We start from the raw sequence: 26,512 nt of genomic DNA, 5'->3' as shown, positions 1-26,512 counted from the left end.
TCGCAGGCACAGCCGCCCGTGAACGCATACGATGAGCGTGAATGACCGGTCCCGACGCCCCGTTTCTCCGTACCCTGTGCAGCCTGCGCTGGCTTGCCGTAGGCGGCCAGGCCGCCACCATCCTGGTTGCCACCTGGGTGCTGGGCCTGCCGTTGCCGCAGCTGCCGCTATGGGCCGGCGTGGCGGTGCTGGCCCTGTTCAACATCTATACCCAGTTGCGTCCGGACGCGGCTGACACCGCACCGCTGACCGCGTTCGGCCACATCCTGGTGGACGTGATCATCCTGACCTGGATGGTCGGCTGGAGCGGCGGCATGGCCAACCCGTTCAGCTCGCTGTTCCTGATCCTGATCGCGCTGGCCGCGTTCGCCCTGCCCCTGCGCTGGGCATTGGCGGTCGCACTGGCCTGCCTGCTCGGCTACGCCGCCAGCGGCATCTTCGGCCAGCCATTGCCGGACGGTTATTTCCGCGCGCAGGACCTGAATCGCTGGGGCGTGGTCGCCAACTTCCTGATTTCCGCCGCGGTGGTACTGGCCTTCTCCACCCGGCTGGCGCTGGCCCTGCGGGAGCGCGAACTGGAACTGTCGGCACTGCGCGAGCGCTTCGCCCGCAACGAGGGCATCGTCGCGCTGGCCACCCATGCCGCCTCGGTGGCGCATGAACTGAACACGCCGCTGGCGACCATGACCCTGCTCGCCGACGATGTGGCCGAGCGCAGCGAAGAGCCGGAAGTGCGCGAGGACATGGAAACCCTGCGCGAGCTGCTGGTGCAGTGCCGGGAGCGCGTGCTGGCGCTGGCTGCTCCGGCCTCGGCCGACGCACCGGGCCGCAGCCATTCCAGCGCACAGCAGGTGCTGGAGCAATGGCGCCTGGTGCGGCCGACCATCGACCTGCACCGCAACGATGATGCGCCGCTGCGGCTACCGCTGGACCCGGGCGTTGGCCATCTGCTGATGGTCCTGCTCAACAACGCCGCCGATGCCGGCGAGAAAGCCGGCCGGCCACGCGTGGACCTGGACCTGCGCATCGAAGGCGACGACCTGATCGGCGAAGTCCGCGACTACGGCCATGGCTTCGACGCCCGTGCCGCCGTGCTGCCGGGCAAGCTGTTCGGCAGCAGCAAGAGCGAGGGCATGGGCGTCGGCCTGGCCCTGTCCCATGCCACCATCGAACGCCTCGACGGCGAGATGTGGATGCGTCCGGCCCAGGGGGCCGGCAGCCGCGTCGGCTTCCGCCTGCCGCTGGCCCCACGCGAGGACACCCCATGAGCCTTCACCATTCCACCCTGGGCCTGCTGGTCGACGACGACGAGCTGTACCTGCGTACCCTGCAACGCAGCCTGGCCCGCAAGGGGCTTGAAACGCAGACCGCACAGGATGCCGCCAGTGCGCTGGCGCTGGCCCGGCAGCATCCACCGGCGTTCGCGCTGATCGACCTGAAGCTGGGCAGCGATTCCGGCCTGGCACTGATCCAGCCGCTGCGCGCGCTGCGCGCGGACATGCGGATCCTGCTGGTGACCGGCTACGCCAGCATCGCCACCGCGGTGGAGGCGATCAAGCTCGGTGCAGACGATTACCTGCCCAAGCCGGCCACGGTGCCGATGATCCTGCGCGCCCTCGGCGAGGAAGACGACGGCCCGGCCGACGATGGCGAAATGGAAGTGCCCGATGCGATGACGCCGATCAGCCGCCTGCAGTGGGAACACATCCAGCAGGCGATGCACGAGACCGGCGGCAATGTGTCAGCGGCCGCGCGCCTGCTCGGCATGCACCGGCGCTCGCTGCAGCGCAAACTGGCCAAGCGGCCAAGCCCGGAGCGCGACCCGAGCCGGTGACGCGGTAGTGCCGGCCGCTGGCCGGCAACCCATCTGCTGCGGTAGTGCCGGCCGCTGGCCGGCAACCCATCCGCTGCGGTAGTGCCGGCCGCTGGCCGGCAACCCATCTGCTGCGGTAGTGCCGGCCGCTGGCCGGCAACCTCATGAACGATTGAAGCATCACCTGGATGCCGGCCAGCGGCCGGCACTACCAGAGCATCAGCGCTTCAGCTGCGCCAGGATCTCGCGGGTCATCGGATCGGCAACCGCCACATCCTCGCCCTGCAGCGCCGGCAGCAGGCCACTGGCCAGTTGCTTGCCGAGCTCGACACCGAACTGGTCGAACGCGTTGATGTTCCAGATCACCGACTGCACGTACACGGCGTGTTCGTACATGGCGATCAGCGCACCCAGTGCCTGCGGGGTCAGCGCGTCGAGCAGGATCAGCGTGCTCGGCCGCCCGCCCGGGTAATCACGGTGCGGATCGTCGCTGCTCTGGCCATTGGCCAGCGCCTCGGTCTGTGCCAACAGGTTGGCCAGCAGGGCCTGGTGATTGATCGTGTAGGGATCATCGTTGTGCACACAGCCGATGAAGTCGGCCGGAACGACGCTGGTGCCCTGGTGCAGCGCCTGGAAGAAGCTGTGCTGCACATCGGTGCCTGCCCCACCCCACCACACCGGCACGGTGTCGGTGGTGACCGGCGCACCATCACGCTGCACGCGCTTGCCCAGGCTTTCCATCACCAGCTGCTGCAGGTAGGCCGGCAGCAGCGCCAGACGCTGGTCGTAGGTCATCACCGCATGCGTGGCATGGCCCAGCAGGTTGCGGTTCCAGATGTCGGTCAGGCCATGCAGCACCGGCAGGTTGCGCTCCAGCGGTGCATCCAGCGCATGCGCATCCATCTGTGCGGCGCCTTCCAGCAGCTGCTCAAAGCGCTCGAAGCCGATCGCCAATGCGATCGGGAAACCGACCGCCGACCACAGCGAATAGCGGCCACCCACCCAGTCCCACATCGGCAGTACGCGATCGGCGGCGATCGCGAAGGCCTTGGCGGCGCGATCCGGATTGGCGCTGACTGCATACAGGCGCTCGCTGCCGCCCAGCCAGTCGTGCAGGATCTGGCCGTTGAGCAGCGTTTCCTGCGTACCGAAGGTCTTGGAGATGAGGATGCCGGCGGTCTTGGCCGGATCCAGCGTGGCCAGCGTGCGCTGCATGGCGGCGCCGTCCACGTTCGAGACGAAATGCACGCGCAGGCGCGCACCGCTGACCGGACGCAGCGCGTCGGCGACCAGGCGCGGGCCAAGGTCGGAACCACCGATGCCGACGCTGACCACATCGGTCACGCCACTGTCTTCCAGCGCGCGCACCAGCACGCCCATGCGCTGGCGGATCCCGCGCGCGGTGGCATAGGCCTCGGCCGCCACCGGCGCATCGACCACATCGCCGCGCAGCGCGGTATGCAGCGCGGCGCGCCCTTCGGTCAGGTTGACCTGTTCGCCGCGGAACAGGCGCGTGATGGCACCGCCGACATCACGCTCGGCAGCCAGCGCCAACAGCGCCTGCAACGCCGCGGCATCGTATTTCTGCCGGGCGAAATTGACGTACAACGGACCGACCCGCAGCGCCAGCTCCTGTACACGGCCGGGTTCGGCGGCGAGCAGGCTGGGAATGCTTGCGCCCTTCAGGCGCTGGGCGTGGGAATGCAGCGAGTCGAATCCGTTGTTCGTTGTCATGCGGCCTGGGTCGGGATCGTGTCGTTGGTGTGGGTGATCTGGTTGTTGCCATCAACGTACACCAGCTTCGGCCTGAAGCTGTCAGCTTCCTGCTCGGTCATGCTGGCGAACGCGGCGATGATGATGATGTCACCGACCTGCACGTGGCGCGCAGCGCCACCGTTGAGCGAGACAACGCCGCTGCCGGCTTCGGCGCGGATGGCATAGGTCGAGAAACGCGCACCATTGGTCACGTCCCAGATGTGCACCTGCTCGAACTCGCGGATGCCGGTGGCAGCCAGCAGGTTGTCATCGATGGCGATCGAGCCTTCGTAGTTCAGCTCGGAATGGGTGACGGTGGCGCGATGGATCTTGGTCTTGAGCAGGGACAGGTGCATGGGGGCGCTGCAACGGCAAAGGAAAGAGCGGATTCTAGCACCCGCGCAGCGCGGGGCATCACGGCCGGCAACCTGTTCAGGTAGGCGGTGAAACCGGGGTCAGAACCCTTTTCCCCTGGAAAAGGGATCTGACCCCATGCATCGCGCGGCGCCGCCGGAACTCAGAACTCCAGGTTGTCGATCAACCGGGTGGTTCCCAGGCGCGCGGCAATCAGCGCCACGCGGCCACCGCCGTCGAAGGTCGGCTCGGCCAGCTCCGGGGTGCGCAGCACCGCGTAGTCGACCTGGAACCCGGCTGCCTGCAATGCGGCCGTGGCGTCGGCTTCGATGCGATCACGTGCCTGCCCCGCCACGTAGCCCTCGCGCATGCCCAGCAGGGTGCGGTGGATGGTGGTCGCGACCGGGCGCTGTTCGTCGCTCAGGTACTGGTTGCGCGAACTCTTGGCCAGGCCATCCTCGTCGCGCACGATCTCAGCACCGACGATCTGGATCGGGAACGACAGCTCGGCCACCATCTGCCTGATCACGGCAAGCTGCTGGTAGTCCTTGCGGCCGAACACGGCCACGTCCGGCTGCACCTGCAGGAACAGGCGCGCCACCACCGTGCAGACGCCATCGAAGTGCCCCGGGCGGCTGGCGCCTTCCAGCACTTCACTGACACCCGGCGCGTGCATGCGCGTGGTCCTGTCCACGCCCAGCGGATACATCGTCTCCACGCTGGGCAGCCACACGGCATCGCAGCCGACCTGCTCCAGCCCGGCCACGTCGGCCTCGGGCGTGCGCGGGTAGCGACTGAAATCCTCGTTGGGGCCGAACTGGGTCGGATTGACGAAGATGCTCGCCACCACCTTGTCGGCGTACTGGCGGGCCAGGGTCACCAGCGAATGGTGCCCCCCATGCAGGTTGCCCATGGTCGGCACCAGCGCCACGCGCAGGCCCTCACGCTTCCACTGGGCGATCTGCTCGCGCAACGCGCCGAGCTCGTTGAAGGTCTGGATCATTGGGCGTAGGCGTGCTGTTCGTCGGGGAAGCTGCCGTCGCGCACCGCGTCGGCAAAGGCGCGGGTGGCACCGGCCACCGAGCCACCTTCGGCAAGGAAATCCTTGACGAACTTGGGACGGCGATGGCCACTGTCCAGGCCGAGGAAATCGTGCAGCACCAGCACCTGGCCATCGCACTGCGGGCCAGCACCAATGCCGATGGTCGGCACATCCACCGCAGCGGTCACTTCGGCAGCGACCGGGGTCGGCACGCATTCGAGCACCATGATGCTGGCGCCTGCGGCGGCCACGGCCCTGGCGTCCTCCACCAGCTGGCGCGCAGCATCGCCGCGGCCCTGGATCTTGAAGCCGCCCAGTCGCAGCACCGACTGCGGGGTCAGGCCGAGGTGCGCGCAGACCGGAATCTCGCGCTCGACCAGGTAGCGGATGATGTCGACCTTGAAGCCGGCACCTTCGATCTTGACCATCTCGGCACCGGCCTGCAGCAGCTGCAGCGAGGCATCCAGCGCGCGTTCCGGGGTGGCATCGGCGCCGAACGGCAGGTCGGCCACCAGCAGCGCACGCTGCAGCACGCGGGCCACGGCCCGGGTGTGGTAGACCATGTCGGCCACGGTCACCGGCAGGGTCGAATCATGACCCTGCACGACCATGCCCAGCGAATCGCCGATCAGGATCAGATCGACGCCGTTGGCATCGAAGGTGCGGGCGAAGCCGGCGTCGTAGGCGGTCAACATGACCAGCTTCTGGCCATTGCGCTTGGCCTCGGCCAGGGCGGGAACGGTCCAGGGCTTGCTGTCTGCGTGGGTGCTCATGTGCTGATAACCGGGGGAGATAACCCGGGCATTATCACCCTATCGGCGCGATCCCGCAGGCATCGACCTGCATCACTGCATCCTGCACGCGTCCATGGCCAGGAATTGTAAGTTCCGGCGCGATTTCGGCCAGCGGCACCAGCACGAAGGCACGCTCGTGCAGGTACGGATGCGGCACCTTCAGCCCAGGCTGGTCGAGCGCCTGCGCGCCATACAGCAGCAGGTCCAGGTCCAGCGCGCGCGGGCCCCAGTGCACTGCCGGATCACGCGTGCGACCGAAGCGCTGCTCCAGCGCCAGCATGGCCTGCAGCAGCTCATCGGCCGGCAAGGTGGTTTCGACCGAGGCCACCGCATTGACGAACGGCGGCTGGTCTTCATTGCCCCAGGCCGGCGTTGCGTAAAGCCGCGAGGCCTGGCGCAGCCGGGTCCCGGGCAGGCCGTCCAGCGCGGCAATCGCCGCGCCGACGGTGGCGGCCGCGTCGCCGAGGTTGGCGCCGAGGCCGATCCAGGCAAGGGTCATCGCCTACTCGCCCGCTGCACCGGCCGGGGCACCCGGACGACGGCGGCGACGGCGGCGCTTGCGCGGCGCTCCGCTCTCGTCATCGCCATCTTCGCTGTGCATCGCATCCAGCGACGACTCCAGCTCACGACCGGACTGCGCCTGCGCTTCGCGCCAGAACTCGACATCGGCGGCGTGCTCGGACGACGCCACCTGGCGCAGGCTGAGGAAATCGAACGCGGCACGGAAGCGCGGATGGGTCAGGGTGCGGAACACGCGCTTGCGCTGGCGCGAGCTGAAGCGCGACTGCAGCAGCCAGATTTCCTGCATCGGCAGCGAGAAGCGGCGCGGCAGCGCGATGGTGCTCAACTGCTGCACGGTGACGCGGTCGGCGGCGCGGCGCTGCGCCTCTTCCGGTGCCACGCCCTGCTTGAGCAGGGTCGCCTGTGCACGGCAGAACGCCGGCCACAGCAGCAGCGCGAACAGGAACGCCGGCGAGACCGGTTCGTCGTTGGCCACCCGCGCATCGGTATTGGCCAGGCCCTCGACCAGCATGCGGCGCAGCGCGCCGGTGCGGTTGGCTTTCAGCGCCTTGGCGCTTTCCGGGAACAGCACGTCGAGCAGGCCGTAACGCTCAAGGCCTTCGAAGCTGGCCACGCCGTGTCCGGACAGGAACAGCTTGAGCACTTCCTCGAACAGGCGCGCTGGCGCGGCTTCGTTGAGCAGGCCGGCCAGGTGCGGGATCGGCGCGGCAGTACCCTCTTCGATCTGGAAGCCGAGCTTGGCCGCCAGGCGCACCGCTCGCAGCATGCGTACCGGGTCTTCCTGGTAGCGCTGCACCGGGTCGCCGATCAGCTTCATCAGGCGCGCCTGCACGTCCTCGAAACCACCGGTGTAGTCGCGCACCGAGAAGTCCTCGATGGCGTAGTACAGGGCGTTGCAGGTGAAGTCGCGGCGGATGGCGTCGTCTTCGATGGTGCCGTACACGTTGTCGCGCACGAGCATGCCGTTTTCCATCTCGCGGTCGCCGCTGCCGTCATCGCTGTTGGCACGGAAGGTGGCGACTTCGATGATTTCGCGACCGAACACTACGTGGGCGAGGCGGAACCGGCGGCCGATCAGGCGGCAGTTGCGGAACAGCTGCTTGACCTGCTCGGGCGTGGCGTCGGTGGCCACGTCGAAATCCTTGGGTTGGCCATTGACCAGCAGATCGCGCACCGCGCCGCCGACAAGGTAGGCGCCGAAGCCGGCATCGCGCAGGCGGTAAAGCACGCGCAGGGCGTTCGGGCTGATGTCCTTGCGGGAGATCGTGTGCTGGTCGCGCGGGATGACGCGCAGGCTGAACGGTGATGTAGCAGAGGAAATGATGTTGGCGCTTCCGGTTGAAGTTTCGGGATTGCCCAATGGCATCGAGGTGCATATACTAGCGCTCCTGCCTCGGCAGCGACACAGTTACGCTCCCTTCGTCTAGTGGTTAGGACGTGGCCCTCTCAAGGCTAAAACAGGGGTTCGAGTCCCCTAGGGAGCGCCAGTCGCCGCAGCAGGAACCGAAAAAGCCCGCCTTGTGCGGGCTTTTCTGTTTTCCGGGATTGCAGTGATTGCGGTCGGGTTGGTCGCTTTGGCGCCTCCCTGCAATCGGCTCGAGCCGGTGGGGTCACCCAGGGCAGGACACGCCGTGAACCCATCCATGGGGGCTCGATGGCGCCATCCTTGGCGCCAACGGTCCTGCCCTGGGTGACCCCACCGACTCTGGACGGTTTCCCGCCAGCTGCGGCAACAACCGACCAGCGCTTCGCCGCATCCGCACGCACCATGAAACTGTCAGGAGGGGGCAGGCCGCCCTCTCCAGGACCGTTGGCGCGATGGGTTGGGCGCATGCGCCCGACGGGTTGGGCAGGAGCCCAAGCCTGGTCTTGCCGAGTGCGCAGGACAGCGCACGCGAGCAAGGCGCCATCGAGCACCATGGGTGGGCTCTTGCGTGTCCTGGAGAGGGCGGCCTGCCCCCTCACACTCTGGACAAGCAGGCACCAACGGAACGCAACCGAAGCCAGTCGCCGTCAGCCTTCCATCTGCTCCAGCTCCTTGCCCTTGGTCTCGCGCACGTAGCGGACCACGAAGACGATCGAGAGGATCGCCGCGACCGCGTAGATGCCATAGGCGCCGGCCAGGCCGATGCCGGCCAGCAGCATCGGGAAGGTCACGGTGATCGCGAAGTTCGAGGTCCATTGCGCCGCACCCGCCACCGCCAGCGCCGGGCCGCGGATCTGGTTGGGGAACATCTCGCCCAGCATCACCCACATCACCGGGCCCCAGGACATGTTGAAGAACACCACGTAGACGTTGGCGGCGACCAGCGCCAGCCGCCCCATGCCATCGGACAGCTGCAGGCGCCCGCCGGCCAGGCTGCCGCTGGCAAACGCCACCACCATCAGCACCAGCGCCACCGACATGCCGACCGAGCCGACCCACAGCAGCGGCTGGCGCCCGATGCGGTCGATCAGCAGCACGGTGAGCAGGCAGGCGCCGATGCTCAGCGCGCCGGACAGCACATTGATCAGCAGTGCGTCGCTTTCAGAGAAGCCCACCGCCTGCCACAGCACCGCGCCGTAGTAGAACACCACGTTGATGCCGACCAGCTGCTGGAACATGGCCAGGCCGATGCCCACCCAGAGGATCGGGCGCAGCCTGCCGGTAGCCCTGCTGCGCAGGTCGCCGAAGCGCGGCTTGTGCTGGTCCTGTGCCAGGCTGGCTTCGATCTCGGCCTGCTTGGCCCGGGCAGCGGCCTCGCCGTACAGTCGCGACAACACCGCCCTCGCCTGCCCCTGGCGGCCCTTCAGCACCAGGAAGCGCGGGCTTTCCGGAATCACCAGCAGCAACAGCAGGAACAGCGCGGAGGGCAGCGCCTGCATCCAGAACATCCAGCGCCACGCCTCCTGGCCCAGCCACAGCGGCTCGGTCGAGGCGCCGGCAGCGCGGGCCAGCAGGTAATTGCTGAGGAAGGCCGCGAACAAACCGCAGATGATGGCCATCTGCTGCACCGTGGCCAGCCGGCCGCGATAGCGCGCCGAGGCGACTTCGGCGATGTAGGCCGGTGACATCACGCTGGCCGCCCCCACCGCAAAGCCGCCCAGCACGCGGGCTGCGATGAACAGCCAGGACGCGTGGGCCGCCCCGGCGCCCAGCGCCGAGACCAGGAACATCAGCGCGGACACGATCAGGACACCACGGCGCCCCAGGCGGTCGCCCAACCAACCGGCCAGGAAGGCACCGATCGCGCAGCCCAGCAGCATCGAGGCAACTTCGAAACCCAGCGCCGCCTCGCTGGAGTTGAAGGCCTGGCGCAGGCCATCGACCGTGCCGTTGATGACACCACTGTCGAAGCCGAACAGGAAGCCACCAAGCGTGGCCACGCAACTGATCAGGACGATGAACGCCGTGTTTTCACCACCGTGGGAGGCGGTGCGGGACGGGGCCTGGGACATGGACGATCCTGCTGGGAAGGGAGCCCGGCCACCAGGACCGGTTGTCGCGCAGCCTCGCACACGCCCTGCCGTGCCGCCAATGGCCGCGCCTGCCAGACGCCCGTTTTCCGTCCCATCCCGACACCGGGGGCCAACCTGTTCTAGAATTGGCGGGTTCAGGAATCGATCCACCCCCAGCCCATGCCCTTTGTCGTCACCGAAAACTGCATCAAGTGCAAACACACCGATTGCGTGGAAGTGTGCCCCGTGGATTGCTTCCACGAAGGCCCGAACTTCCTGGTGATCGACCCGGATGAGTGCATCGACTGCACCCTCTGCGAGCCGGAGTGCCCGGTCAACGCGATTTTCCCCGAGGACGACGTCCCCGCCGGCCAGGAAGGCTTCGTTGCCCTCAATGCCGAGCTGGCGAAGGAATGGCCGGTGCTGACCGTGCGCAAGGACCCGCCCGCCGACGCCGGCGAATGGGACGGCAAGCCGGACAAGCTGAAGCTGCTGGAGCGCTGAGAAGCGCCCGCGGCGGCAACGGAAAAGGGCGCCCATGGCGCCCTTTTCTGTTCTCGGTAGGTGCCAACCTTGGTTGGCACAAAAGCGCCGACCAAGGTCGGCCTCTACCAAGGCACGTCTTCCGGTAGGTGCCAACCTTGGTTGGCACGGAAGCGCCGACCAAGGTCGGCCTCCACCAGGGCGGCCCTTACTGAGCCAGCTTCGCCTTCAGCGCGGCGATCAGCTTCACCGGCGCTTCGGCGGTGGCCGGCAGGCCACGCGGGTCGACCGCGGAGATGTAGGCACCTGCATCAACCGCCACCACGCGGACCAGGAAGTTGCTGCCTTCGTAGGCCACGTCGTACGAGCCCAGCAGCTGCGCGCGGCTGGCAATGGTCACGCCTTCCACGCCTTCCAGTGCGGTACCGACCTTGGCGAAGGCTTCATCCTTGCCACCGGCAATGGTGAAACCGGTGTTGCCCACCGCCGGGGCTGCGGCGACCGGCGCCGCCGGCTTGGTGGCCGAGGCCAGTGTCGGCACCTTGTTGTCGGTGGTGGCGTTGGGCAGGTTCAGGTCCGGCGGTACTTCCAGCGGGCGCATTTCCGGGGCCAGGGCGTAGTCGCCCTTGACGCCACGCTTGAAGCAGCCGGTGGTGCCGGCCGCAACAGCTACAGCAAGCAGGGCGTAGGACAGCACGCGGACAGTGGAAACGGATTGACGCATGTGAATCTCCTGGGTCAGACCAAGACGGAAGGTCAGTGGCTGGAAAGGGCTTCGAGGGCGGCGATGTCGCCGGCAAGGTGGTCGGCCGCGGGATGATGTGCTGCCGACAGCGGCAGCAGCGGCAGGCGCAGGTCATGGCCGATGCCGATGCGGCGCAGCAGCGCCTTGACCGGGATCGGGTTGGGTTCGACGCCACAGAAATCATGGAAGGGATGCAGGCGCGCGTCCCACGACTCGGTGGCTTCGTGGTCGTGCGCGGCAGCCAGCTCGCACATCCGGCGATACGCGCCCGGAAGCACGTTGGAACCGACCGAGATCAGGCCATCGATGCCGGCCCGGATCGAACGCGCGGCGGTGCCGTCGTCGCCACTGAGCACCGCGAACGTCGGGCTGCGCAGCGCCAGCAGCGCCTGCACCCGGCCGGTGTCACCCACCGCTTCCTTGATGCCGACGATATTGGGGTGGCTGGCCAGCTCGGCCACGGTCTCCGGCTGCATGTCGCAGCCGGTACGGCCGGGCACGTTGTACAGCACGACCGGCAGCCCTCCCTGGTCGGCCACCGCGCGGTAGTGCGCGATCAGGCCAGCCTGGGTCGGCCGCACGTACGGCGGGGTGACCACCAGCGCGTGGCTGGCGCCAAGGGCGGCGGCACGGCGGGTCTGTTCGATGGTCTTGGCGGTACCCGACAGGCCGGTACCGGCCATGACCGGAATGCGGCCGCCGATGCGTTCGACGGCGCTGGCCAGCAGCTGGTCGTACTCGGCATCGGTCAGGGTCGCCGCTTCGCCGGTCGAGCCAGCCACGACAACGCCATGGACGCCACCCTCCAGTTGCAGGTGCAGCAGGCGCTGCCAACCATCGGGATCGAGGGCGCCGTCGGCCCGGAACGGGGTCGCCAGCGCGGTGATGAGGCCGGAAAGGGACAAGGACGTGCTGCTCTTGGCTGGGAAGGGAAACGCCCGCCACGAAAGGCTGGGGGCGGCCTGAATGTTACTTGCGGCGCGAAAGCACGGGCAAGTATGCTGGACACCGGTGGATCCCCGCCTCTGGCGGGCATTCAGACTCACGCATGCATTACCCGGAATCGCCTTGACCGACACCACCCCGCGCCCCGCGCCGAGCGAAAACCACCTCCTGATCAACGCCTATACGACGCATCCGGAGTCCCCCCTGCTGTCCGTCACCCGCCGCATCGCCGACAGCGGCTGCAACCTGGTGGACGCACGCCTGGCCACGGTCGGCCGCGATGTCTCGGTCACCGCCCTGGCCACCGGCTCCTGGGACTCGGTGGCCAAGCTCGAGGCGATGCTGACCCGGCTGGAGCGCGAGGAGGGCCTGAAGCTGGTCTGGTACCGCACCGCCGCCAAGCAGGCGCAGTCCAACCTGCTGCCGTACATCGTCGAAGTGATCGCCGCCGACAAGCCGGGCATCCTGTTCCAGCTGGCCGACTTCTTCGACCGCCAGGGCATCACCATCGAGAACCTGCAGAGCACGCGCTACCGCGCCATGCAGACCGGTGCGGAAATGTTCAGTGCACAGGTCACCATCGGCGTGCCGGCCAACATGCACATTGCCGCGCTGCGCGACGATTTCCTTGAGTTCTGCGACCACCTGAACCTGGACGCGATCATGGACCCGATGAAGTTCTGAATGAATTCCTGATTTTTCGCGCGCCTCTCACGGGCGCGTGGCGTTTCATGCAATTGTCTTGGAAAGAACCCAGGCTCGACAGAAGGACCTCATGAACAACGGCGATACCCTGGACAGCACCACCCTCTCCCTGCCGCTGGCGCTGTCCGGTGGCGACCAGGCCACCCTCGGCGACTATGCCGGCCAGTGGCTGGTGCTGTACTTCTACCCCAAGGACAGCACTCCCGGCTGCACCACCGAAGGCATCGACTTCAACGCGCTGCTGCCGAAGTTCAAGAAGGCCGGCGCGGTCGTGCTGGGCGTCTCGCGCGATTCGGTGAAGTCGCACGACAATTTCTGTGCCAGGCAGGGCTTCGGCTTCCCCCTGGTCAGCGATGGCGACGAAGCGCTGTGCAGCGCCTTCGACGTGATCAAGATGAAGAACATGTACGGCAAGCAGGTACGTGGCATCGAACGCAGCACCTTCCTGATTTCCCCCGACAGCCGCATCGTGCAGTCCTGGCGCAAGGTCAAGGTCGCCGGCCATGCCGATGCCGTTCTCGCCGAACTGAAGGCCTCCCAGTCCAAGTGAGTCCCACTGCCTACTGTGTCTGCCATCACCCTGCCCGGCAGCAGGCCGTGGTGGTTTTTCCCTGTCCGTAACCAGGAATCGACGATGACCCGAGGCAAGCGCATCTACGTGCTGGATACCAACGTGCTGATGCACGATCCGACCGCGCTGTTCAAATTCGAGGAGCACGACGTTTACCTGCCCATGCAGGTGATCGAGGAGCTGGACAACGGCAAGAAGGGCACCTCCGAAGCGAGCCGAAACGCCCGCCAGGTGAGCCGCTTCCTCAACGAGCTGGTGCAGGCCTCCGGCCTGGACAACCTGGCCGACGGCATTCCGCTGCAGCGCCCGAATGGGCTGCAGCTGCGCGGCAAGCAGAGCGCCGGCAAGCTGCGCTTCCAGACCAGCCATTTCGACGCCGGCAAGAGCTTCGGCAAGGTGATCCCGGACAACGCCATCCTCGGCGCGATCCTGGCCCTGAAGGAAGAAACCCCCGACCTGCCGGTGGTGTTCGTCTCCAAGGACATCAACCTGCGGATCAAGGCCGCCATCGCCGGCATCGTGTCCGAGGACTACGAGAACGACCGCGCGCTGGACGATTTCAGCCTGCTCTACACCGGCGCTACCGAGCTGCCGGAAGACTTCTGGAAGCGCCACGGCGACGACCTGCGCAGCTGGAGCGACAAGGGCCGTACCCATTACGAAATCCAGGCGCAGGACGGCGAGGAGTGGTACCCGAACCAGTACGTCTACCTGCCCGGCGAAGATGAAGTCGAGCTGCGCGTCAGCCGCGTGGTCGGTGACGGCAAGGTGGTGCTGTCGCTGGTCGATGATTTCCGCCACGGCAGCCACGCCGTGTGGGGCATCAGCGCACGCAACCGCGAGCAGAACTTCGCCCTCAACGCACTGATGGATCCGGAGATCGACTTCGTCACGCTGCTGGGTACCGCCGGCACCGGCAAGACCCTGCTGGCGCTGGCCGCCGGCCTGGCGCAGACGATGGACCAGCAGCGCTACCGCGAGATCATCATGACCCGCGCCACGGTCAGCGTCGGCGAGGACATCGGTTTCCTGCCCGGCACCGAAGAAGAGAAGATGACGCCGTGGATGGGCGCGCTGACCGACAACCTGGAAGTGCTCACGCACAACCAGGAAGGCGGCACGTGGGGACGCCAGGCGACCAACGACCTGCTGGCCAGCCGCATCAAGATCCGCTCGATGAACTTCATGCGCGGCCGCACCTTCCTGTCGCGCTACCTGATCCTGGACGAGGCGCAGAACCTCACCCCGAAGCAGATGAAGACGCTGATCACCCGCGCCGGCCCCGGCACCAAGATCGTCTGCCTGGGCAACGTCGAGCAGATCGACACCCCGTACCTGACCGAGACCACCTCGGGCCTGACCTACGCGGTGGATCGCTTCAAGAACTGGCCGCATAGTGCACACATCACCCTGCGCCGTGGCGAGCGTTCGCGCCTGGCCGATTACGCTTCGGAGGTGTTGTGAACCGCCGCACCCGCCTGCTGCTGCCCACGGCTGCAATCACCCTCGCAGCCGTGCTGGGCGCCTGCACGACTACGCGCGGCCCGGCCAGTGTGCCCACCGCCGAGCGCACCGGCCAGTCCTGGGTGGTCACCCGCCCGATCATCGCCGCGCAGGTGCTCGACACCTGCTCGCGGCCCAGCCCCGGCCGCGAGGCCGGGCGGGTCAGCGGCTACTGGGCACCCAGCCGGCAGCAGATCGACCAGCTGGAAGCGAATCTGTCCTCGCTGGAGGCCCAGGTGCCGAAGGTGCTCGACTTTGACCGGCAGTACGTCGGCATCGAAAGCGCAGGCCGACGGCTGATCTACATCAATGCCTTCCACCTGCCCGACGACAGCGGCATCAATCCGGCCCGCGAAGCGATCCGCGTCTGCGATGGCGGCGCGCAGTTCTGGGGCGCGGTGTTCGACCCGGCCAGCAACACCTTCAGCGAGCTGCAGTTCAACGGCGGCTTCGGCGGGCCCTGAGGGGCCCCGCCGATGGGAATACGCCTGCCCACCTGGGTCTGGATCGGCGCGGTCGCGCTCTCGTGCGTGGCCGGCATGGTCAACGTGGTCGGCTTCCTCGGTTTCGAGCACCAGGCGGTCAGCCACATGACCGGCAGTACCAGCCAGCTCGGCATGGCACTGGCCCAGGGTGACTGGCGCGCGGTCGGCCACCTGTGGGGACTGCTGATCGCGTTCTCGCTGGGGGCAATGCTCAGCGGCCTGCTGATCCAGGACAGCACCCTGCAGCTGGGCCGACGCTACGGCGTGGCGCTGGCGCTGGAGTCAGCACTGTTGCTGATAGCCATTCCGCTGTTCGAACGGCACCAGATATGGGGTGCACTGGCTGCTGCCATGGCCTGCGGCCTGCAGAATGCGATGGCCACCACCTTCAGCGGCGCGGTGGTGCGCACCACCCACCTCAGCGGCATGTTCACCGACCTCGGCATCGGCTTGGGCCACCTGCTGCGCGGGTTGCCACTGCAGGTACGGCGACTGACCCTCAGCGGCCTGATCATCAGCGGCTTCCTCGCCGGCGGCATCCTCGGCGCCTGGCTGTTCGTGCGCTGGCAGTACGACGCCCTGCTCGCCCCGGCCCTGCTGACCGGCCTGACCGGACTGGGTTATGTGCTGTACCAGCAGTGGGCGCGCTGGCGACATTGAGGGCCGCGCTCCGGGGGTCAGATCCCTTTTCCTGCGGAAAAGGGATCTGACCCCATCTATCAGCGGCGACGCTACCGCCTTTACGGTGACCACGGCACAATCGCTGGATGAGCCCGACCACTCCCGTTTCCGCCCTCACCATCGCCGGCTCCGACTCCGGCGGCGGTGCCGGCATCCAGGCCGACCTGAAGGCATTTGCAGCGCATCGCGTGCACGGCCTCTCCGCGATCGCCGCACTGACCGCGCAGAACACCCGCGGCGTCATCGCCGTGCATGTGCCGCCGATCGATTTCCTGCGCGCGCAACTGGACGCCTGCTTCGACGACTTCGACATCCACGCGGTGAAGCTCGGCATGCTGGCCAACGCCGAGGTGATCAATGCCGTCGCCGATGCATTGGAGCGCCATCACCCGCCACACGTGGTGCTGGACCCGGTGATGGTCGCCACCAGCGGCGCGCGCCTGCTGGAAGACAGCGCCCTGCAGGCGATGCGCGAGCGGCTGATCCCGCTGGCCACGCTGATCACCCCGAACACGCCGGAAGCAGAGCTGCTGGTCGGACGGAAGATCGGCAACGGCGATGACGCCGAACGGGCGGCCTCCGCCCTGCTCGACCTGGGTGCAGGTGCGGTGCTGCTCAAAGGTGGCCATCTGCAGGAAGGCAACCGCGTGATCGACCGCTACTTCGACGGCGTCAGCAGCGAAGAATTCATCCATGCCCGCCTGCCGCTGGACGCACATGGCACCGGCTGCACGCTGGCCTCGGCCATCGCCGCGCAACTGTGCAACGGCTTGAGCCTGGCCAATGCCTGCGAAGCCGGTATCGACTACGTTGCACGCGGCCTGCAGCAGGGCTATGCCCCCGGCCGCAGCGAGGTGCTGGTGCTCGATCACTTCGGCGCGGCACCACACGCATGAGCCTCACACCGGACGTCCTCGCCGTGCAGTGCGCTGATGGCCATCGCTACGAAGTGATTGCCTGCGTGCCTGCACAGCCCATCGCGCGCCTGCTGTGGCTGCCTGCACTGGGCGTGGCCGCGCGCCACTACCTGCCGCTGGCGCAGGCGCTGGCGGCGAAGGGCGTGGCGGTGTACCTGCACGAGTGGCGCGGCAATGGCAGCAGCTCACTGCGGCCGTCGCGCACGCAGGACTGGGGCTATCGCGAGGTACTCGAACAGGATCTGCCCACCAGCCAGGCGGTCCTTGTCGCGGCGGATGACGAGGCCGGCGCGCTGCCCTGGATCATCGGTGGCCACAGCCTCGGCGGTCAGCTGGCCTGCGTGCATGCCGGCCGCAATCCGCAGCACTTCAACCGCTTGTGGTTGGCGGCCAGCGGCTCACCGTTCTGGCGCGGCTTCCCGCCACCGCGGGGCTGGCTGCTGCCACTGGTCTACCGCTTCCTGCCGTGGATCGCACAGCGCCAAGGCGTGCTGCATGGCCGGCGCCTCGGCTTCGGCGGCACCGAAGCGCGCGGACTGATCGCCGACTGGGCGCGCGTGGGCCTGAACAACCACTATGCCGCGGCCGGCATGGACGAAGACCTCGACGCACAGATGGCGCGCGTGCATGGCAGCGCGCAGGCGGTGTTGATGGAACACGACTGGTTGGCACCGACCGGATCGATGCAGACATTGCTGGCCAAGCTGCCGAATGTGGACGCGCAGCTGCGCGTGCTGTCGGCGCAGGAACTGGGCACGCGTGCCGATCATTTCGCTTGGCTGAAGGCCCCTGACGCTGTGGCGGACCGCTTTTTCATTCAGTTGGATGAAAATTTTCACAAAACTGTTGACGGTGCGCGCCGACATCCGCATAATTCCGCTCCTGTCGCAGGGCGCCCGTAGCTCAGTTGGATAGAGTACCTGGCTACGAACCAGGCGGTCGGGAGTTCGAATCTCTCCGGGCGCACCACTCGACAGGTTTTCAGCATCCGCCGCTGGAAATGCAGTAAAATTTGATTGTGTACCGCGCGCCCGTAGCTCAGTTGGATAGAGTACCTGGCTACGAACCAGGCGGTCGGGAGTTCGAATCTCTCCGGGCGCACCATACACAGTCAGCACAACAAGTTTATGTAATTGGCGCCCGTAGCTCAGTTGGATAGAGTACCTGGCTACGAACCAGGCGGTCGGGAGTTCGAATCTCTCCGGGCGCACCATTACACCGAAACAGCAGGCCTCGGCCTGCTGTTTTTTTTATGCGTGTTTTTCGGCAGGGCTGCGCCCTGCACCCCTGGTAGTGCCGGCCGCTGGCCGGCAACCTCAACGACAACAGCAGCAGCACGCATTCCGTAGGTTGGCGGGGCGGTGTCGGAGTGCGGGGACGCCGCAAGTACGTCCATGCAGGCTTGGCAGCCGCTTGCTCGTGTGCGCTTTCCTGCGCACACGGCAAGACCGGGGTTGGGCGTCCTGCCCAACCCGCCCGAGGCATGCCTCGGGCCCATGCGGCTGACACCCCGCACTCCGACACCGCCCGACCTTCGACAGGTTCACGCGGCTGTTGGTAGGTGTCGACCTTGGTCGACACATCTGTCAGATATCGAGTGAATTCATCCACGCATGACGTGGATCCACCGTGCCGACCAAGGTCGACACCTACCAGAGCAGTACGCCGTTCCGACAGATCGCGGAAAACTGTCGAAGGCGGGGTGGGTCCGGTTGCGGGGGCGTGAGCCGCATGGATGCGGCGACCGAGCTTACATGGACGTACTTGCAGCGTCTCCCGCAGCCGGACCCAACCCGCCACCTCACGGAATGCACGCTGTTGCTGTTGCCGTTGCTGTTGCTGTTGCTGTTGCTTTGGCCTCGGCGGGTGCAGGGCGCAGCCCTGCCAAACCCCTACCCCTTGGCCATTGCCTGCCACCACTGCGACAGCAGCTCCGGCCTGCGCAGGCGCTCGCGCCACCACCGCAGTGCCGCGCCGTCCTCGCCGGTGCGCCAGGCCAGCCAGAACGTTTCCTCCGGCTTGTGTTCCTCCACCTCGCGGATCACCAGCTGGCCACGCGCCACTGCAGCGCGCGCGCACGGCTCGGGCAGGAAGCCGAAGCCCACACCTTCGCATTGCAGCTTCAGTTTGCTGGCCATGTCAGGCACGGTCAGCATCTCCTGCCCCATCAACAGGCCCACCGTGCGCGGCAGCAACCGCCGCGCCGAATCAGAAACGGCGATCGCGCAGTGCTCGACCAGCTGCTCGCGACCGAGCACGCCCGGCACCTTGGCCAACGGATGATCCGGTGCGACCGCGAACACGAACTCCACCGTGCCCAGCGGCTCGACCACGTAACCACCGCCACTGGGCCCCTCGCCCGGCGCCCCGACCAGCAGGTCGGCGCGCCGGTCCAGCAGGGCCTCCCAGGTGCCGGACAGGGCCTCGCCGATCAGCCGCAGCCGGGTCGGCGCCTCCGCTTCACGAAACGCGGCGATGTCCGGGCCGAGCAGCCAGGTCGGGAACACCGAGTCCACCGCCAGGGTCAGTTCGGTCTCCCAGCCCGACGCCACCCGGCGCACCCGCAGCTCCAGCTCGCGGGCCGCACGCAGGAGATGCCGACCCTCGTCCAGCAGGGCGCGTCCGGCCTCGGTCGGTTCGGCACGCGGGCCGACCCGGTCGAACAGCTGCACGCCGAGGTCCTCCTCCAGCTTGGCCACGGTGTAGGAAATGGTCGAGGGCACCTTGTGCAGGGCCTTGCCGGCGCCGGCAAAGGAGCCGCGGCGGTCGATGGCATCCAGGATCTGCAGGGCATCGAGGCTGAGCTTGAGCATTCGAATTTTTCGATGATGGCCGTCAAAACTATCCGTTTTTCAAACCCCGGGCGCAAGCGGATACTTCTCTCCAACGGGGAAACACGGCAACTCCCGCCTCACCCCGCCCCATCGAAACCATCGAACAAGGAGATTCCATCATGCTGCAGATCCGCAAGAGCGCTACCCGTGGCCTGGCCGAGCATGGCTGGCTGTCCTCGCGCCATACCTTCTCCTTCGCCAACTACTACGACCCCCGCTACGTCAGCTTCGGCCCGCTGCGGGTGATCAACGAAGACAAGGTGATCGGCGGCCAGGGCTTCGGCACCCATAGCCACAGCAACATGGAGATCGTTTCCTATGTGCTGGGCGGCGCGCTGGAGCACAAGGACTCGATGGGCACCGGCTCGGTGCTGCGCTACGGCGACGTGCAGCGCATGAGTGCCGGCAGTGGTGTCAGCCACAGCGAATTCAACCACTCGGCCGACGAGACCGTGCACTTCCTGCAGATCTGGATCTTCCCGGACCGCGAGAACATCACGCCGTCCTACGAGGAGACCCACTTCGCCCCGGAGACCAAGCGCGGCCAGCTGCGCCTGATCGCTTCGCCGGACGGCGCCGACGGTTCGCTGCGCATCCACCAGGATGCCCGCATCTTCGCCACCATCCTCGATGGCGGCCAGAAGCTGCACCACGCGCTCGGCAATGGCCGTGGTGCCTATGTGCAGGTTGCCCGAGGCCAGCTGCAGGTCAATGGCATCACCCTGGAAGCCGGTGATGCACTGCAGGTCAGCGACGAAGCGCAGCTGACCCTGGAAAACGGCAACGACGCCGAAGTGCTGGTGTTCGACCTGCCGCTGTAACCACAACGCCCGCGATGCCGCAAAGCATCGCGGGCGCATTTCCGTAGAGCCGAGCCCACGCTCGGCTGCGGTGTGACAGCCAGCCGAGCGCGGGCTCGGCTCTACAGGACCCGCGTCAGAACCTGTACGTCATCGCCAGCCGCACATTGCGCGGCTCACCCCAGGTGTAGGTGCTGTACCAGCTGAAGATCGTGTAGTAGCGCTTGTCCAGCAGGTTGTTGACGTTGAGCGTGGCCGACAGGCGATCACTGAATTCATAACGCGCCATCGCATCCAGCAACCAATACGGTTGGGTGCGATGTACCACCTTGGCCTGCGTGGCCGGGTTGGTGATCTCGCCGAAGGTGGAATCCTGTCGTGCGGTGCGACGCGCCGCGCAGGCTCAGCCGCCGATGGCGGCGCAGGCCTCCAGGATCAGCGCGGTCACTTCCTTCGGCTGCGAGGCCAGCGAGGCATGGCTGGCATCCAGCTCCAGCAATCGCTTGGGCTGGATGCGCGTGGCCATGGCCTTCTGGTTGTCCGGCGCGATCATGCGGTCCTGGCGGGACAGCTGGTACCAGCTCGGCTTGTGCTTCCAGGCCGGATCGCTGACCGCATCACCGAAGGTGCTCGCCAACGGCGCCTTCTGGGTCACCGCCATCACCCGGCCCTCGTCGGCGCTCAGGTCCTGGCAGAAGCTCTCATGGAACCTGTCCGCACGCAGCCACAGGTAGCCATCGCTGTCCGGTGCCAGGTTCGGCGCTGCCTCCGGCAGGTGCTGCTGGGTGATGCCACCGGGGCTCTCGCCGGCATCAGGCGCGAAGGCAGCGATGTAGACCAGGCCCTTCACGTTGGGCTCGCTACCGGCCTGGCTGATCACCGCGCCGCCGTAGGAGTGGCCGACCAGCAGCACCGGCCCGTCGATCTGCCGGATCATTTTCCGGGTGCGTTCTGCGTCGTCGGCCAGCGAGGTAAGCGGCAGTTCCACCGCCTGCACACGGTCGTGGCCGTTGCGATGCAGTTCCAGGATCACCTTGGCCCAATGTGCGGCCCCGCCCCAGAATCCATGGACAAGGAGGATGGTCGGTGTCGTGCTCATGTACAGGTCTCCGGCAGCGGCCGGCGGAATGCCGACTGTGCAGCCACTGTCCGTGCGTGGCGTTAATCGCTGGTGACGCAATCGGGTCACTGCAATCGTATGCGTCGTTTGATGTCATGCATGGCACTTGCCGACCTGGCCTGATAACGATTTCATGGAGCTCTCCCGGAGCTTCGCATCAAGCATGACGCCTTCATCCCCACGTGCCCAGCAGCACGCCACCCGCGCCGCCTTCTTCATTCCCGGATTCGCCACCGCCGCGTGGGCACCGATGGTCCCCTACGCCAAGGCCAAGGCCGGGCTGTCCGACGCCAGCCTCGGCGCCGTGCTGCTGTGCCTCGGGCTCGGCTCGCTGCTGGCGATGCCACTGGCAGGTGCGCTGACCGGACGGCTGGGATGCCGTCGGGTGATGGTGATCACCTGCGCGATGATGCTGGGCGCCCTGCCCTTGCTGGTGCTGGCACCCTCGCCCGTGGCGCTGGGCGCAGCGCTGTTCGTGTTCGGCGCCGGCGTCGGTGCATTGGATTGCGCGATGAACATGCAGGCCGTGGCGGTCGAGCGCGACGCCGGACGCGCGATGATGTCCGGCTTCCACGCCTTCTACAGCATCGGTGGATTCGTCGGCGCCGGCTGCATGACCGGGCTGCTGATCCTCGGCACGCCGCTGTGGCTGGCCGCGCTGCTTTCGGTGGCCGCGCTGCTGCTGGTTGCCGTGCTGTCGGCACCGCACTGGCGTCCGCAACGGATCCTGCACGAAGGCCCGCTATTGGCGCTGCCGCACGGCGTGGTCCTGTTCATCGGCGTGCTGGCCTTCGTGGTGTTCCTTGCCGAGGGCTCAATGCTGGACTGGAGTGCGGTGTTCCTGGCGGAAGTGCGGCAGGTACCGCGCGACCAGGCCGGGGCCGGCTTTGCGTTGTTCACCCTGGCGATGACCGCGATGCGCCTGTTCGGCGACGGCATCGTCGAGCGCCTCGGCCGGACCCGCACGCTGGTCATCGGCGGCATCACCGCTGCGGCGGGCTTCACCCTGGCCACGCTGGTGCCCTCGTTCCCGGTGGCGTTGGCCGGCTACGTACTGGTCGGGCTGGGCTGCGCCAACATCGTGCCGGCGCTGTTCTCGATGGCGGGCCAGCAGCGGGTGATGCCGGAGAGCATCGCCATCACCGCGGTGACCACACTGGGTTACGCCGGCATCCTCGCCGGTCCGGCAGCGATCGGCGCACTGGCGCATGCCACCAGCCTCGGTTTCGCCTTCCTGTGCGTGGCCGCGCTGCTGCTCGGCGTCGCGGCGTCTGCCCGCGCACTGGCACGACGCGTGGCCTGACAGAAAAAGGGGACGGAGGGGATTAAGTCGTTTCCCGCACACCTGGCCTGGAAACGACTTAATCCCCTCCGTCCCCTTTTCTCAGCTGCGCGTCAGCCACTCCGCCTGGGCCGGCAGCTGCGGTGCCGGGCACGCGCTCTGCGGATGGTGCTCGTCGCGCGCCATCCAGTCATCGACCACGCCCGCCAGCAGGTCCAGCCGCAGCGGCAGGGTGATGTGGTCCTCGCCGCGCATTTCGATGTAGTGCGCGCGCGGGTTGGCCTGGGCCAGTTCGCGGCCCTGGCTGACCGGAATGTGCTGGTCGCCCTGCCCGTGCAGCAACAGCACGCAGGCGCGGGTATCGGCCAACGCACGCGCGACGTCCACGCGGTCCAGATCGACGTCGATGCGGCGGCTGGCGGCGGCGATCACCTGGTTGATGTCCTGGCCGCCGTAGCGCCAGCGCGCGTACGACGCCACCGCCTGCGCTTTCAGGCCTTCCGGCTGCAGCCCCATCAGGTGCGGGATCATGGTGCGGATCGCCACGCCGGCATTGGCGAACGATTCCATCGCCACCACGCCTTCGACCTGGTCACCCAGCTTGTCGGCGGTGAACACCGCCGTGGCCGCACCATAGGACACACCGAACAGGTACAGGGGCCCGGTCACTTCGCCGCGCGCGCGCAGCTCGCCGATCACATCGACCACGTCATCCGACTCATAGGTGCCATAGCCGGACGGGCCGGTGCCGGACTGGCCATGGTTGCGCAGGTCGAGCGTGACCACGCGGTAGCCGGATTCGGCCAGCTGCAGCGACCATGGCAGCATCGAATCACCGTTCATCATCCACCCATGCAGCAGCACCACGGTGCCGCGCGGCGCCTGCGCGCGGAACGGCTGCGGCACGGCCAGGCTCAGGCCGGTATCCAGCGGCAGGCCGTTCTCGTGGCGCTGCGGCAGGTAGCGGTAACGCGCGCCGTAGTCGCCCGGATCGAATACGCGCCAGAAGATCGGCACGCCATCGCGGCCCGCCGCGAAGCCATGGCGGTTGGGCAGTTCGGCGATGGCCGCGGCGATGCGCGGACGATCGAGCAGGGTCGACACGCCGCCCGGCGCGATCAGCTGATCGGCGAGTGAGGTGGACGAGGCGTTGATCGAGGATGAGCATGCGGCCAGCCACAGGCCGGCGCACGCCAGCAACAACAGCAGCAGGCGCTTCATATCACGTCATAGGGGTGAATCAGACAGATTGGGACGGTAACGCCCAATAGACCGGCCATCTATCGCGCACGGATGACGGCTTGATGACAACGCAGGAACGATTCAGTTTGGTGTAAAAGCTGTATCCGTTCAGTCATTGATCCGGATCAATGAACGCGCGCCCGGGAGTGCCCACAGTGCCGCCATGCGCATCTCGTTCAAGCTCGCCATTGCCCTGGCCGCCACGGTGGCCGCCGCCTACGGCATCGCCCGCAGCACGCCCTACTGGTTCGCACCGCGACAGACCGCGCAGGTCGACATCCACGACCCGGCGCTGATCGCGCAGGGGCGCTACCTGTCACGTGCCGCCGACTGCGCGGCCTGCCACACCGCGCCGGGCGGCAAGCCGTTCGCCGGTGGCCTGGGCATGCAGACGCCGATGGGCACGATCTATTCGACCAACATCACCCCCGATCCGGACTCCGGCATTGGTGCCTACGACTACGCCGATTTCGAACGCGCGGTCCGCCGCGGCATCCGCCACGACGGCCAGCCGCTGTATCCGGCGATGCCGTATGCCTCGTACGTGATCGCCAGCGATGCCGAGATCAAGGCGCTGTATGCCTATTTCATGGGCTCGGTGAAGCCGGTGAAGCAAAGCAACGCCGACAGCACGATTCCATGGCCGGCCAACATGCGCTGGCCTTTGGCATGGTGGCAGCTGCTGTTCGCGCGCCCGCGCAGCTTCAACCCGGATCCGTCGCTGGATGTGGGCCAGCAGCGTGGCGCTGAACTGGTTGAGGGCCTGGCCCACTGCGGCGCCTGTCATACACCACGTGGGCTGGCGTTCCAGGAGAAGGCGATGGCCGACGATGGCAGCCGCCAGTTCCTGTCCGGCTCGGTGCTGGAAGGCTGGTATGCGAAGAACCTGCGCAATGAATCGACCGGCCTGGCCAGCTGGAGCGAGGGCGAGATCGTCGACTTCCTGCGCACCGGGCGCACCGATCGATCGGCAGCCTTCGGTGGCATGGCCGACGTGGTCGAGCACAGCACGCAGTACCTGTCCGACGCTGACCTGCTGGCCATGGCGCGCTACCTGAAGCAGCTGCCGGCGCGTGAGGGACGCAGTGCGCAGTGGTCGCCTGGTACCGACACCACCACCGCCGCGCTGCGTAGTGGCGACTATCGCGTGGCCGGTTCGCTGGCCTATGCCGAGCACTGCCAGGCCTGCCACCGTGCCGACGGGCGCGGCATGCCACGCGTCTATCCGGCCCTGGCCGGCAACTCGATCGTGTTCGCCGACGACCCCAGTTCGCTGGTGCAGGTGACCCTGATCGGGGGTCGCACGCCGCATACCCCGCACGACCGCATGGCCTTCACCATGCCCGGCTTCGAGCAGCTGCCGAACGCGCAGCTGGCACAGATCCTGACCTTCATCCGCAGCAGCTGGGGCAACCAGGCCAGCGCGGTGAGCGAGGTCGAGGTGGCACGCATGCGCCGGGTGGTGCGTGACAAGCCGGTGCACTACGTTCCGCAGGAGGCCGCACGATGAAGCGTTCGCGCAAACGTTCCCGCCTGCTGCTCGGTAGTGCGATCACCGTGGTGCTGCTGGCCGGTGCGGGCACCCTCGCCTATCGTCACCTGCACCCGGGCCTGGATGCCGCCGTAGCCAGTACGATCGATATCCTCGATGCACAGGGCAAGGTGGTCGCCCACTACCACGCGCCCAGTGCCGAGGAGATCGCCGGCCTGGGCAATGCCGAATCGGTGATGCTCGGCCGGCGCATCCTCAACGAGACCGCGCGCCTGCTTCCGGACAACGTCGGCAACGATCTGAACTGCAATTCGTGCCACATGGCCGAGGGCAAGCGACCGTTCGGCAACCACTACTTCAATACCGGCGGCGGTGCCTATCCGCGTTACATGCCGCGCCCGGGCAAGGTGATCGGGCTGACCGAGCGCATCAATGGCTGCCTGCAGCGCTCGATGAACGGCAAGCCGCTGCCGAAGGACGCACCGCAGATGCGCGCGATGCTCGACTACATGGCGTGGCTGAGCAGCCCGGTGCCAGAGGGTGCAAAAGTGGCCGCGCCCAGTGAGGGCCCCATCGACAGCACGCTGACTCCGGACCCGGTCCGCGGCCAGGCGCTGTATGCCGTGCAGTGCGCCGCCTGCCATGGCGACAACGGCGAAGGCCGACGCGATGCCAGCGGTGACATCGCCTTCCCGCCGCTGTGGGGCGACCACAGCTTCAACATCGGTGCCGGCATGGCGCGCCTGTACAAGGCGGCCGGTTTCATCAAGCACAACATGCCACCGGCAGTGACCCGCGCACCGCCGCTGGGGCAGCAGGTGATGCCGGACCAGGATGCGGTGGACATCGCCGGCTATTTCATCAACCAGCCGCGGCCGGACTTCGCCAACAAGGGCAAGGACTGGCCGCGTGACCCGAAGCCCAAGGACGCACGGTACTGAAGCAGGCGGCGGGTGCCGGCCGTCGCACAACACGATTCCTGCATCGCC

The 26,512-nt window shown here is 67.2% G+C and carries 26 protein-coding genes, 4 tRNA genes and 1 pseudogene; 18 read left to right on the top strand and 13 right to left on the bottom strand.

Annotated elements, in window-relative coordinates:
- The first annotated feature begins 41 nt into the window (after positions 1 to 41).
- Positions 42 to 1,268 carry an ATP-binding protein gene (locus VG566_RS09045; protein ID WP_032960817.1) on the top strand — a complete coding sequence of 409 codons (1,227 nt, stop codon included), beginning with the start codon at positions 42 to 44 and terminating at the stop codon, positions 1,266 to 1,268.
- Entirely contained in the window at positions 1,265 to 1,834 is a 570-nt protein-coding gene (locus VG566_RS09040) for a response regulator transcription factor (protein WP_012510702.1), read from the top strand. The genes VG566_RS09045 and VG566_RS09040 overlap by 4 nt, the downstream gene beginning before the upstream one ends.
- Positions 1,835 to 2,032: 198 nt before the next feature.
- Here the strand turns inward: VG566_RS09040 and pgi are convergent, their stop codons facing one another.
- The 6 genes from pgi to pcnB form a co-directional block, all read right to left on the bottom strand.
- Positions 2,033 to 3,547 (bottom strand): glucose-6-phosphate isomerase, encoded by a 1,515-nt coding sequence (gene pgi / locus VG566_RS09035; RefSeq protein WP_049406249.1) that lies wholly within the window; start codon positions 3,545 to 3,547, stop codon positions 2,033 to 2,035.
- Positions 3,544 to 3,924, bottom strand: a complete 381-nt coding sequence (gene panD, locus VG566_RS09030; protein WP_014646751.1) for an aspartate 1-decarboxylase — start codon at positions 3,922 to 3,924, stop codon at positions 3,544 to 3,546. The genes pgi and panD overlap by 4 nt, the downstream gene beginning before the upstream one ends.
- 161 nt (positions 3,925 to 4,085) lie before the next feature.
- A complete protein-coding gene (panC, locus tag VG566_RS09025; RefSeq protein ID WP_014646750.1) occupies positions 4,086 to 4,925 on the bottom strand; it encodes a pantoate--beta-alanine ligase in 840 nt (279 codons plus the stop codon).
- A complete protein-coding gene (panB, locus tag VG566_RS09020; RefSeq protein ID WP_014646749.1) occupies positions 4,922 to 5,737 on the bottom strand; it encodes a 3-methyl-2-oxobutanoate hydroxymethyltransferase in 816 nt (271 codons plus the stop codon). The genes panC and panB overlap by 4 nt, the downstream gene beginning before the upstream one ends.
- A 34-nt stretch (positions 5,738 to 5,771) precedes the next feature.
- Positions 5,772 to 6,257, bottom strand: coding sequence for a 2-amino-4-hydroxy-6-hydroxymethyldihydropteridine diphosphokinase (gene folK / locus VG566_RS09015; protein WP_100449799.1), 486 nt, complete (start codon positions 6,255 to 6,257; stop codon positions 5,772 to 5,774).
- 3 nt (positions 6,258 to 6,260) lie between these two features.
- Entirely contained in the window at positions 6,261 to 7,640 is a 1,380-nt protein-coding gene (gene pcnB / locus VG566_RS09010; protein WP_100449798.1) for a polynucleotide adenylyltransferase PcnB, read from the bottom strand.
- A 52-nt stretch (positions 7,641 to 7,692) separates the two neighbouring features.
- Here pcnB and VG566_RS09005 point away from each other — a divergent pair.
- A tRNA-Glu gene (locus VG566_RS09005) sits at positions 7,693 to 7,767 on the top strand.
- A 526-nt stretch (positions 7,768 to 8,293) separates the two neighbouring features.
- On the opposite strand, the gene VG566_RS09000 is transcribed toward VG566_RS09005, so the two are convergent.
- On the bottom strand, positions 8,294 to 9,718 hold the full coding sequence (locus tag VG566_RS09000) for a sugar porter family MFS transporter (protein WP_197556961.1): 1,425 nt from the start codon (positions 9,716 to 9,718) through the stop codon (positions 8,294 to 8,296).
- A 180-nt stretch (positions 9,719 to 9,898) separates the two neighbouring features.
- Between VG566_RS09000 and fdxA the strand changes: the two genes are divergently transcribed.
- Complete coding sequence (gene fdxA, locus VG566_RS08995) at positions 9,899 to 10,222, top strand: ferredoxin FdxA (RefSeq protein WP_005409054.1); 324 nt, start codon at positions 9,899 to 9,901, stop codon at positions 10,220 to 10,222.
- 187 nt (positions 10,223 to 10,409) lie between these two features.
- Here the strand turns inward: fdxA and VG566_RS08990 are convergent, their stop codons facing one another.
- Together VG566_RS08990 and dapA are read right to left on the bottom strand one after the other, a co-directional pair.
- Complete coding sequence (locus VG566_RS08990) at positions 10,410 to 10,925, bottom strand: hypothetical protein (RefSeq protein ID WP_032960832.1); 516 nt, start codon at positions 10,923 to 10,925, stop codon at positions 10,410 to 10,412.
- A 32-nt stretch (positions 10,926 to 10,957) separates the two neighbouring features.
- Positions 10,958 to 11,851 (bottom strand): 4-hydroxy-tetrahydrodipicolinate synthase, encoded by an 894-nt coding sequence (gene dapA, locus VG566_RS08985; RefSeq protein ID WP_032960833.1) that lies wholly within the window; start codon positions 11,849 to 11,851, stop codon positions 10,958 to 10,960.
- 163 nt (positions 11,852 to 12,014) lie between these two features.
- Between dapA and VG566_RS08980 the strand changes: the two genes are divergently transcribed.
- The 10 genes from VG566_RS08980 to VG566_RS08935 all read left to right on the top strand — a co-directional run bounded on the left by VG566_RS08980 (position 12,015) and on the right by VG566_RS08935 (position 17,966).
- On the top strand, positions 12,015 to 12,575 hold the full coding sequence (locus VG566_RS08980; RefSeq protein WP_005409051.1) for a glycine cleavage system protein R: 561 nt from the start codon (positions 12,015 to 12,017) through the stop codon (positions 12,573 to 12,575).
- A 91-nt stretch (positions 12,576 to 12,666) separates the two neighbouring features.
- Complete coding sequence (locus VG566_RS08975; RefSeq protein WP_014646743.1) at positions 12,667 to 13,146, top strand: peroxiredoxin; 480 nt, start codon at positions 12,667 to 12,669, stop codon at positions 13,144 to 13,146.
- 84 nt (positions 13,147 to 13,230) lie between these two features.
- Entirely contained in the window at positions 13,231 to 14,631 is a 1,401-nt protein-coding gene (locus tag VG566_RS08970) for a PhoH family protein (RefSeq protein WP_014646742.1), read from the top strand.
- A complete protein-coding gene (locus VG566_RS08965; protein ID WP_014646741.1) occupies positions 14,628 to 15,134 on the top strand; it encodes a hypothetical protein in 507 nt (168 codons plus the stop codon). The genes VG566_RS08970 and VG566_RS08965 overlap by 4 nt, the downstream gene beginning before the upstream one ends.
- A 12-nt stretch (positions 15,135 to 15,146) precedes the next feature.
- A complete protein-coding gene (locus VG566_RS08960; RefSeq protein ID WP_069117215.1) occupies positions 15,147 to 15,815 on the top strand; it encodes a YoaK family protein in 669 nt (222 codons plus the stop codon).
- Between the two features lie 107 nt (positions 15,816 to 15,922).
- Entirely contained in the window at positions 15,923 to 16,732 is an 810-nt protein-coding gene (gene thiD, locus VG566_RS08955) for a bifunctional hydroxymethylpyrimidine kinase/phosphomethylpyrimidine kinase (RefSeq protein ID WP_069117216.1), read from the top strand.
- Positions 16,729 to 17,655 carry an alpha/beta fold hydrolase gene (locus VG566_RS08950; RefSeq protein WP_069117217.1) on the top strand — a complete coding sequence of 309 codons (927 nt, stop codon included), beginning with the start codon at positions 16,729 to 16,731 and terminating at the stop codon, positions 17,653 to 17,655. The genes thiD and VG566_RS08950 overlap by 4 nt, the downstream gene beginning before the upstream one ends.
- A tRNA-Arg gene (locus tag VG566_RS08945) sits at positions 17,646 to 17,722 on the top strand. The genes VG566_RS08950 and VG566_RS08945 overlap by 10 nt, the downstream gene beginning before the upstream one ends.
- Before the next feature lie 58 nt (positions 17,723 to 17,780).
- Positions 17,781 to 17,857: transfer RNA gene (locus VG566_RS08940), tRNA-Arg, on the top strand.
- Positions 17,858 to 17,889: 32 nt separating this feature from the next.
- Positions 17,890 to 17,966 (top strand) — tRNA-Arg (locus VG566_RS08935).
- Positions 17,967 to 18,645: 679 nt separating this feature from the next.
- On the opposite strand, the gene VG566_RS08930 is transcribed toward VG566_RS08935, so the two are convergent.
- Complete coding sequence (locus VG566_RS08930) at positions 18,646 to 19,566, bottom strand: LysR family transcriptional regulator (protein ID WP_046429929.1); 921 nt, start codon at positions 19,564 to 19,566, stop codon at positions 18,646 to 18,648.
- A 140-nt stretch (positions 19,567 to 19,706) separates the two neighbouring features.
- Here VG566_RS08930 and VG566_RS08925 point away from each other — a divergent pair, with 140 nt between their 5' ends.
- On the top strand, positions 19,707 to 20,408 hold the full coding sequence (locus VG566_RS08925; RefSeq protein ID WP_014646736.1) for a pirin family protein: 702 nt from the start codon (positions 19,707 to 19,709) through the stop codon (positions 20,406 to 20,408).
- A gap of 115 nt (positions 20,409 to 20,523) precedes the next feature.
- Here the strand turns inward: VG566_RS08925 and VG566_RS08920 are convergent.
- Positions 20,524 to 20,763: pseudogene (locus tag VG566_RS08920) on the bottom strand (TonB-dependent siderophore receptor); the annotation flags it as partial.
- Between the two features lie 27 nt (positions 20,764 to 20,790).
- Positions 20,791 to 21,486 (bottom strand): alpha/beta hydrolase, encoded by a 696-nt coding sequence (locus VG566_RS08915; protein WP_032957727.1) that lies wholly within the window; start codon positions 21,484 to 21,486, stop codon positions 20,791 to 20,793.
- A 184-nt stretch (positions 21,487 to 21,670) separates the two neighbouring features.
- Here VG566_RS08915 and VG566_RS08910 point away from each other — a divergent pair, with 184 nt between their 5' ends.
- Positions 21,671 to 22,810, top strand: coding sequence for an MFS transporter (locus VG566_RS08910; RefSeq protein WP_032957729.1), 1,140 nt, complete (start codon positions 21,671 to 21,673; stop codon positions 22,808 to 22,810).
- Between the two features lie 81 nt (positions 22,811 to 22,891).
- Here the strand turns inward: VG566_RS08910 and VG566_RS08905 are convergent, their stop codons facing one another.
- Entirely contained in the window at positions 22,892 to 24,010 is a 1,119-nt protein-coding gene (locus VG566_RS08905; protein ID WP_241884380.1) for an alpha/beta fold hydrolase, read from the bottom strand.
- A gap of 184 nt (positions 24,011 to 24,194) precedes the next feature.
- Between VG566_RS08905 and VG566_RS08900 the strand changes: the two genes are divergently transcribed.
- The gene (locus tag VG566_RS08900; protein WP_142234571.1) at positions 24,195 to 25,541 is read left to right on the top strand and encodes a c-type cytochrome; all 1,347 of its coding nucleotides are present in this window, start codon (positions 24,195 to 24,197) and stop codon (positions 25,539 to 25,541) included.
- The gene (locus VG566_RS08895; RefSeq protein WP_014646731.1) at positions 25,538 to 26,464 is read left to right on the top strand and encodes a c-type cytochrome; all 927 of its coding nucleotides are present in this window, start codon (positions 25,538 to 25,540) and stop codon (positions 26,462 to 26,464) included. Before VG566_RS08900 ends, VG566_RS08895 begins: the two co-directional genes overlap by 4 nt.
- Positions 26,465 to 26,512: the final 48 nt, after the last annotated feature.

The sequence above is a fragment of the Stenotrophomonas sp. CASM114 genome (assembly GCF_049384325.1).
GTDB classification, from domain to species: domain Bacteria; phylum Pseudomonadota; class Gammaproteobacteria; order Xanthomonadales; family Xanthomonadaceae; genus Stenotrophomonas; species Stenotrophomonas muris.
The sequence above is the reverse complement of the archived record's forward strand: the minus strand, read 5'-3'. Positions and strand labels throughout refer to the sequence as shown.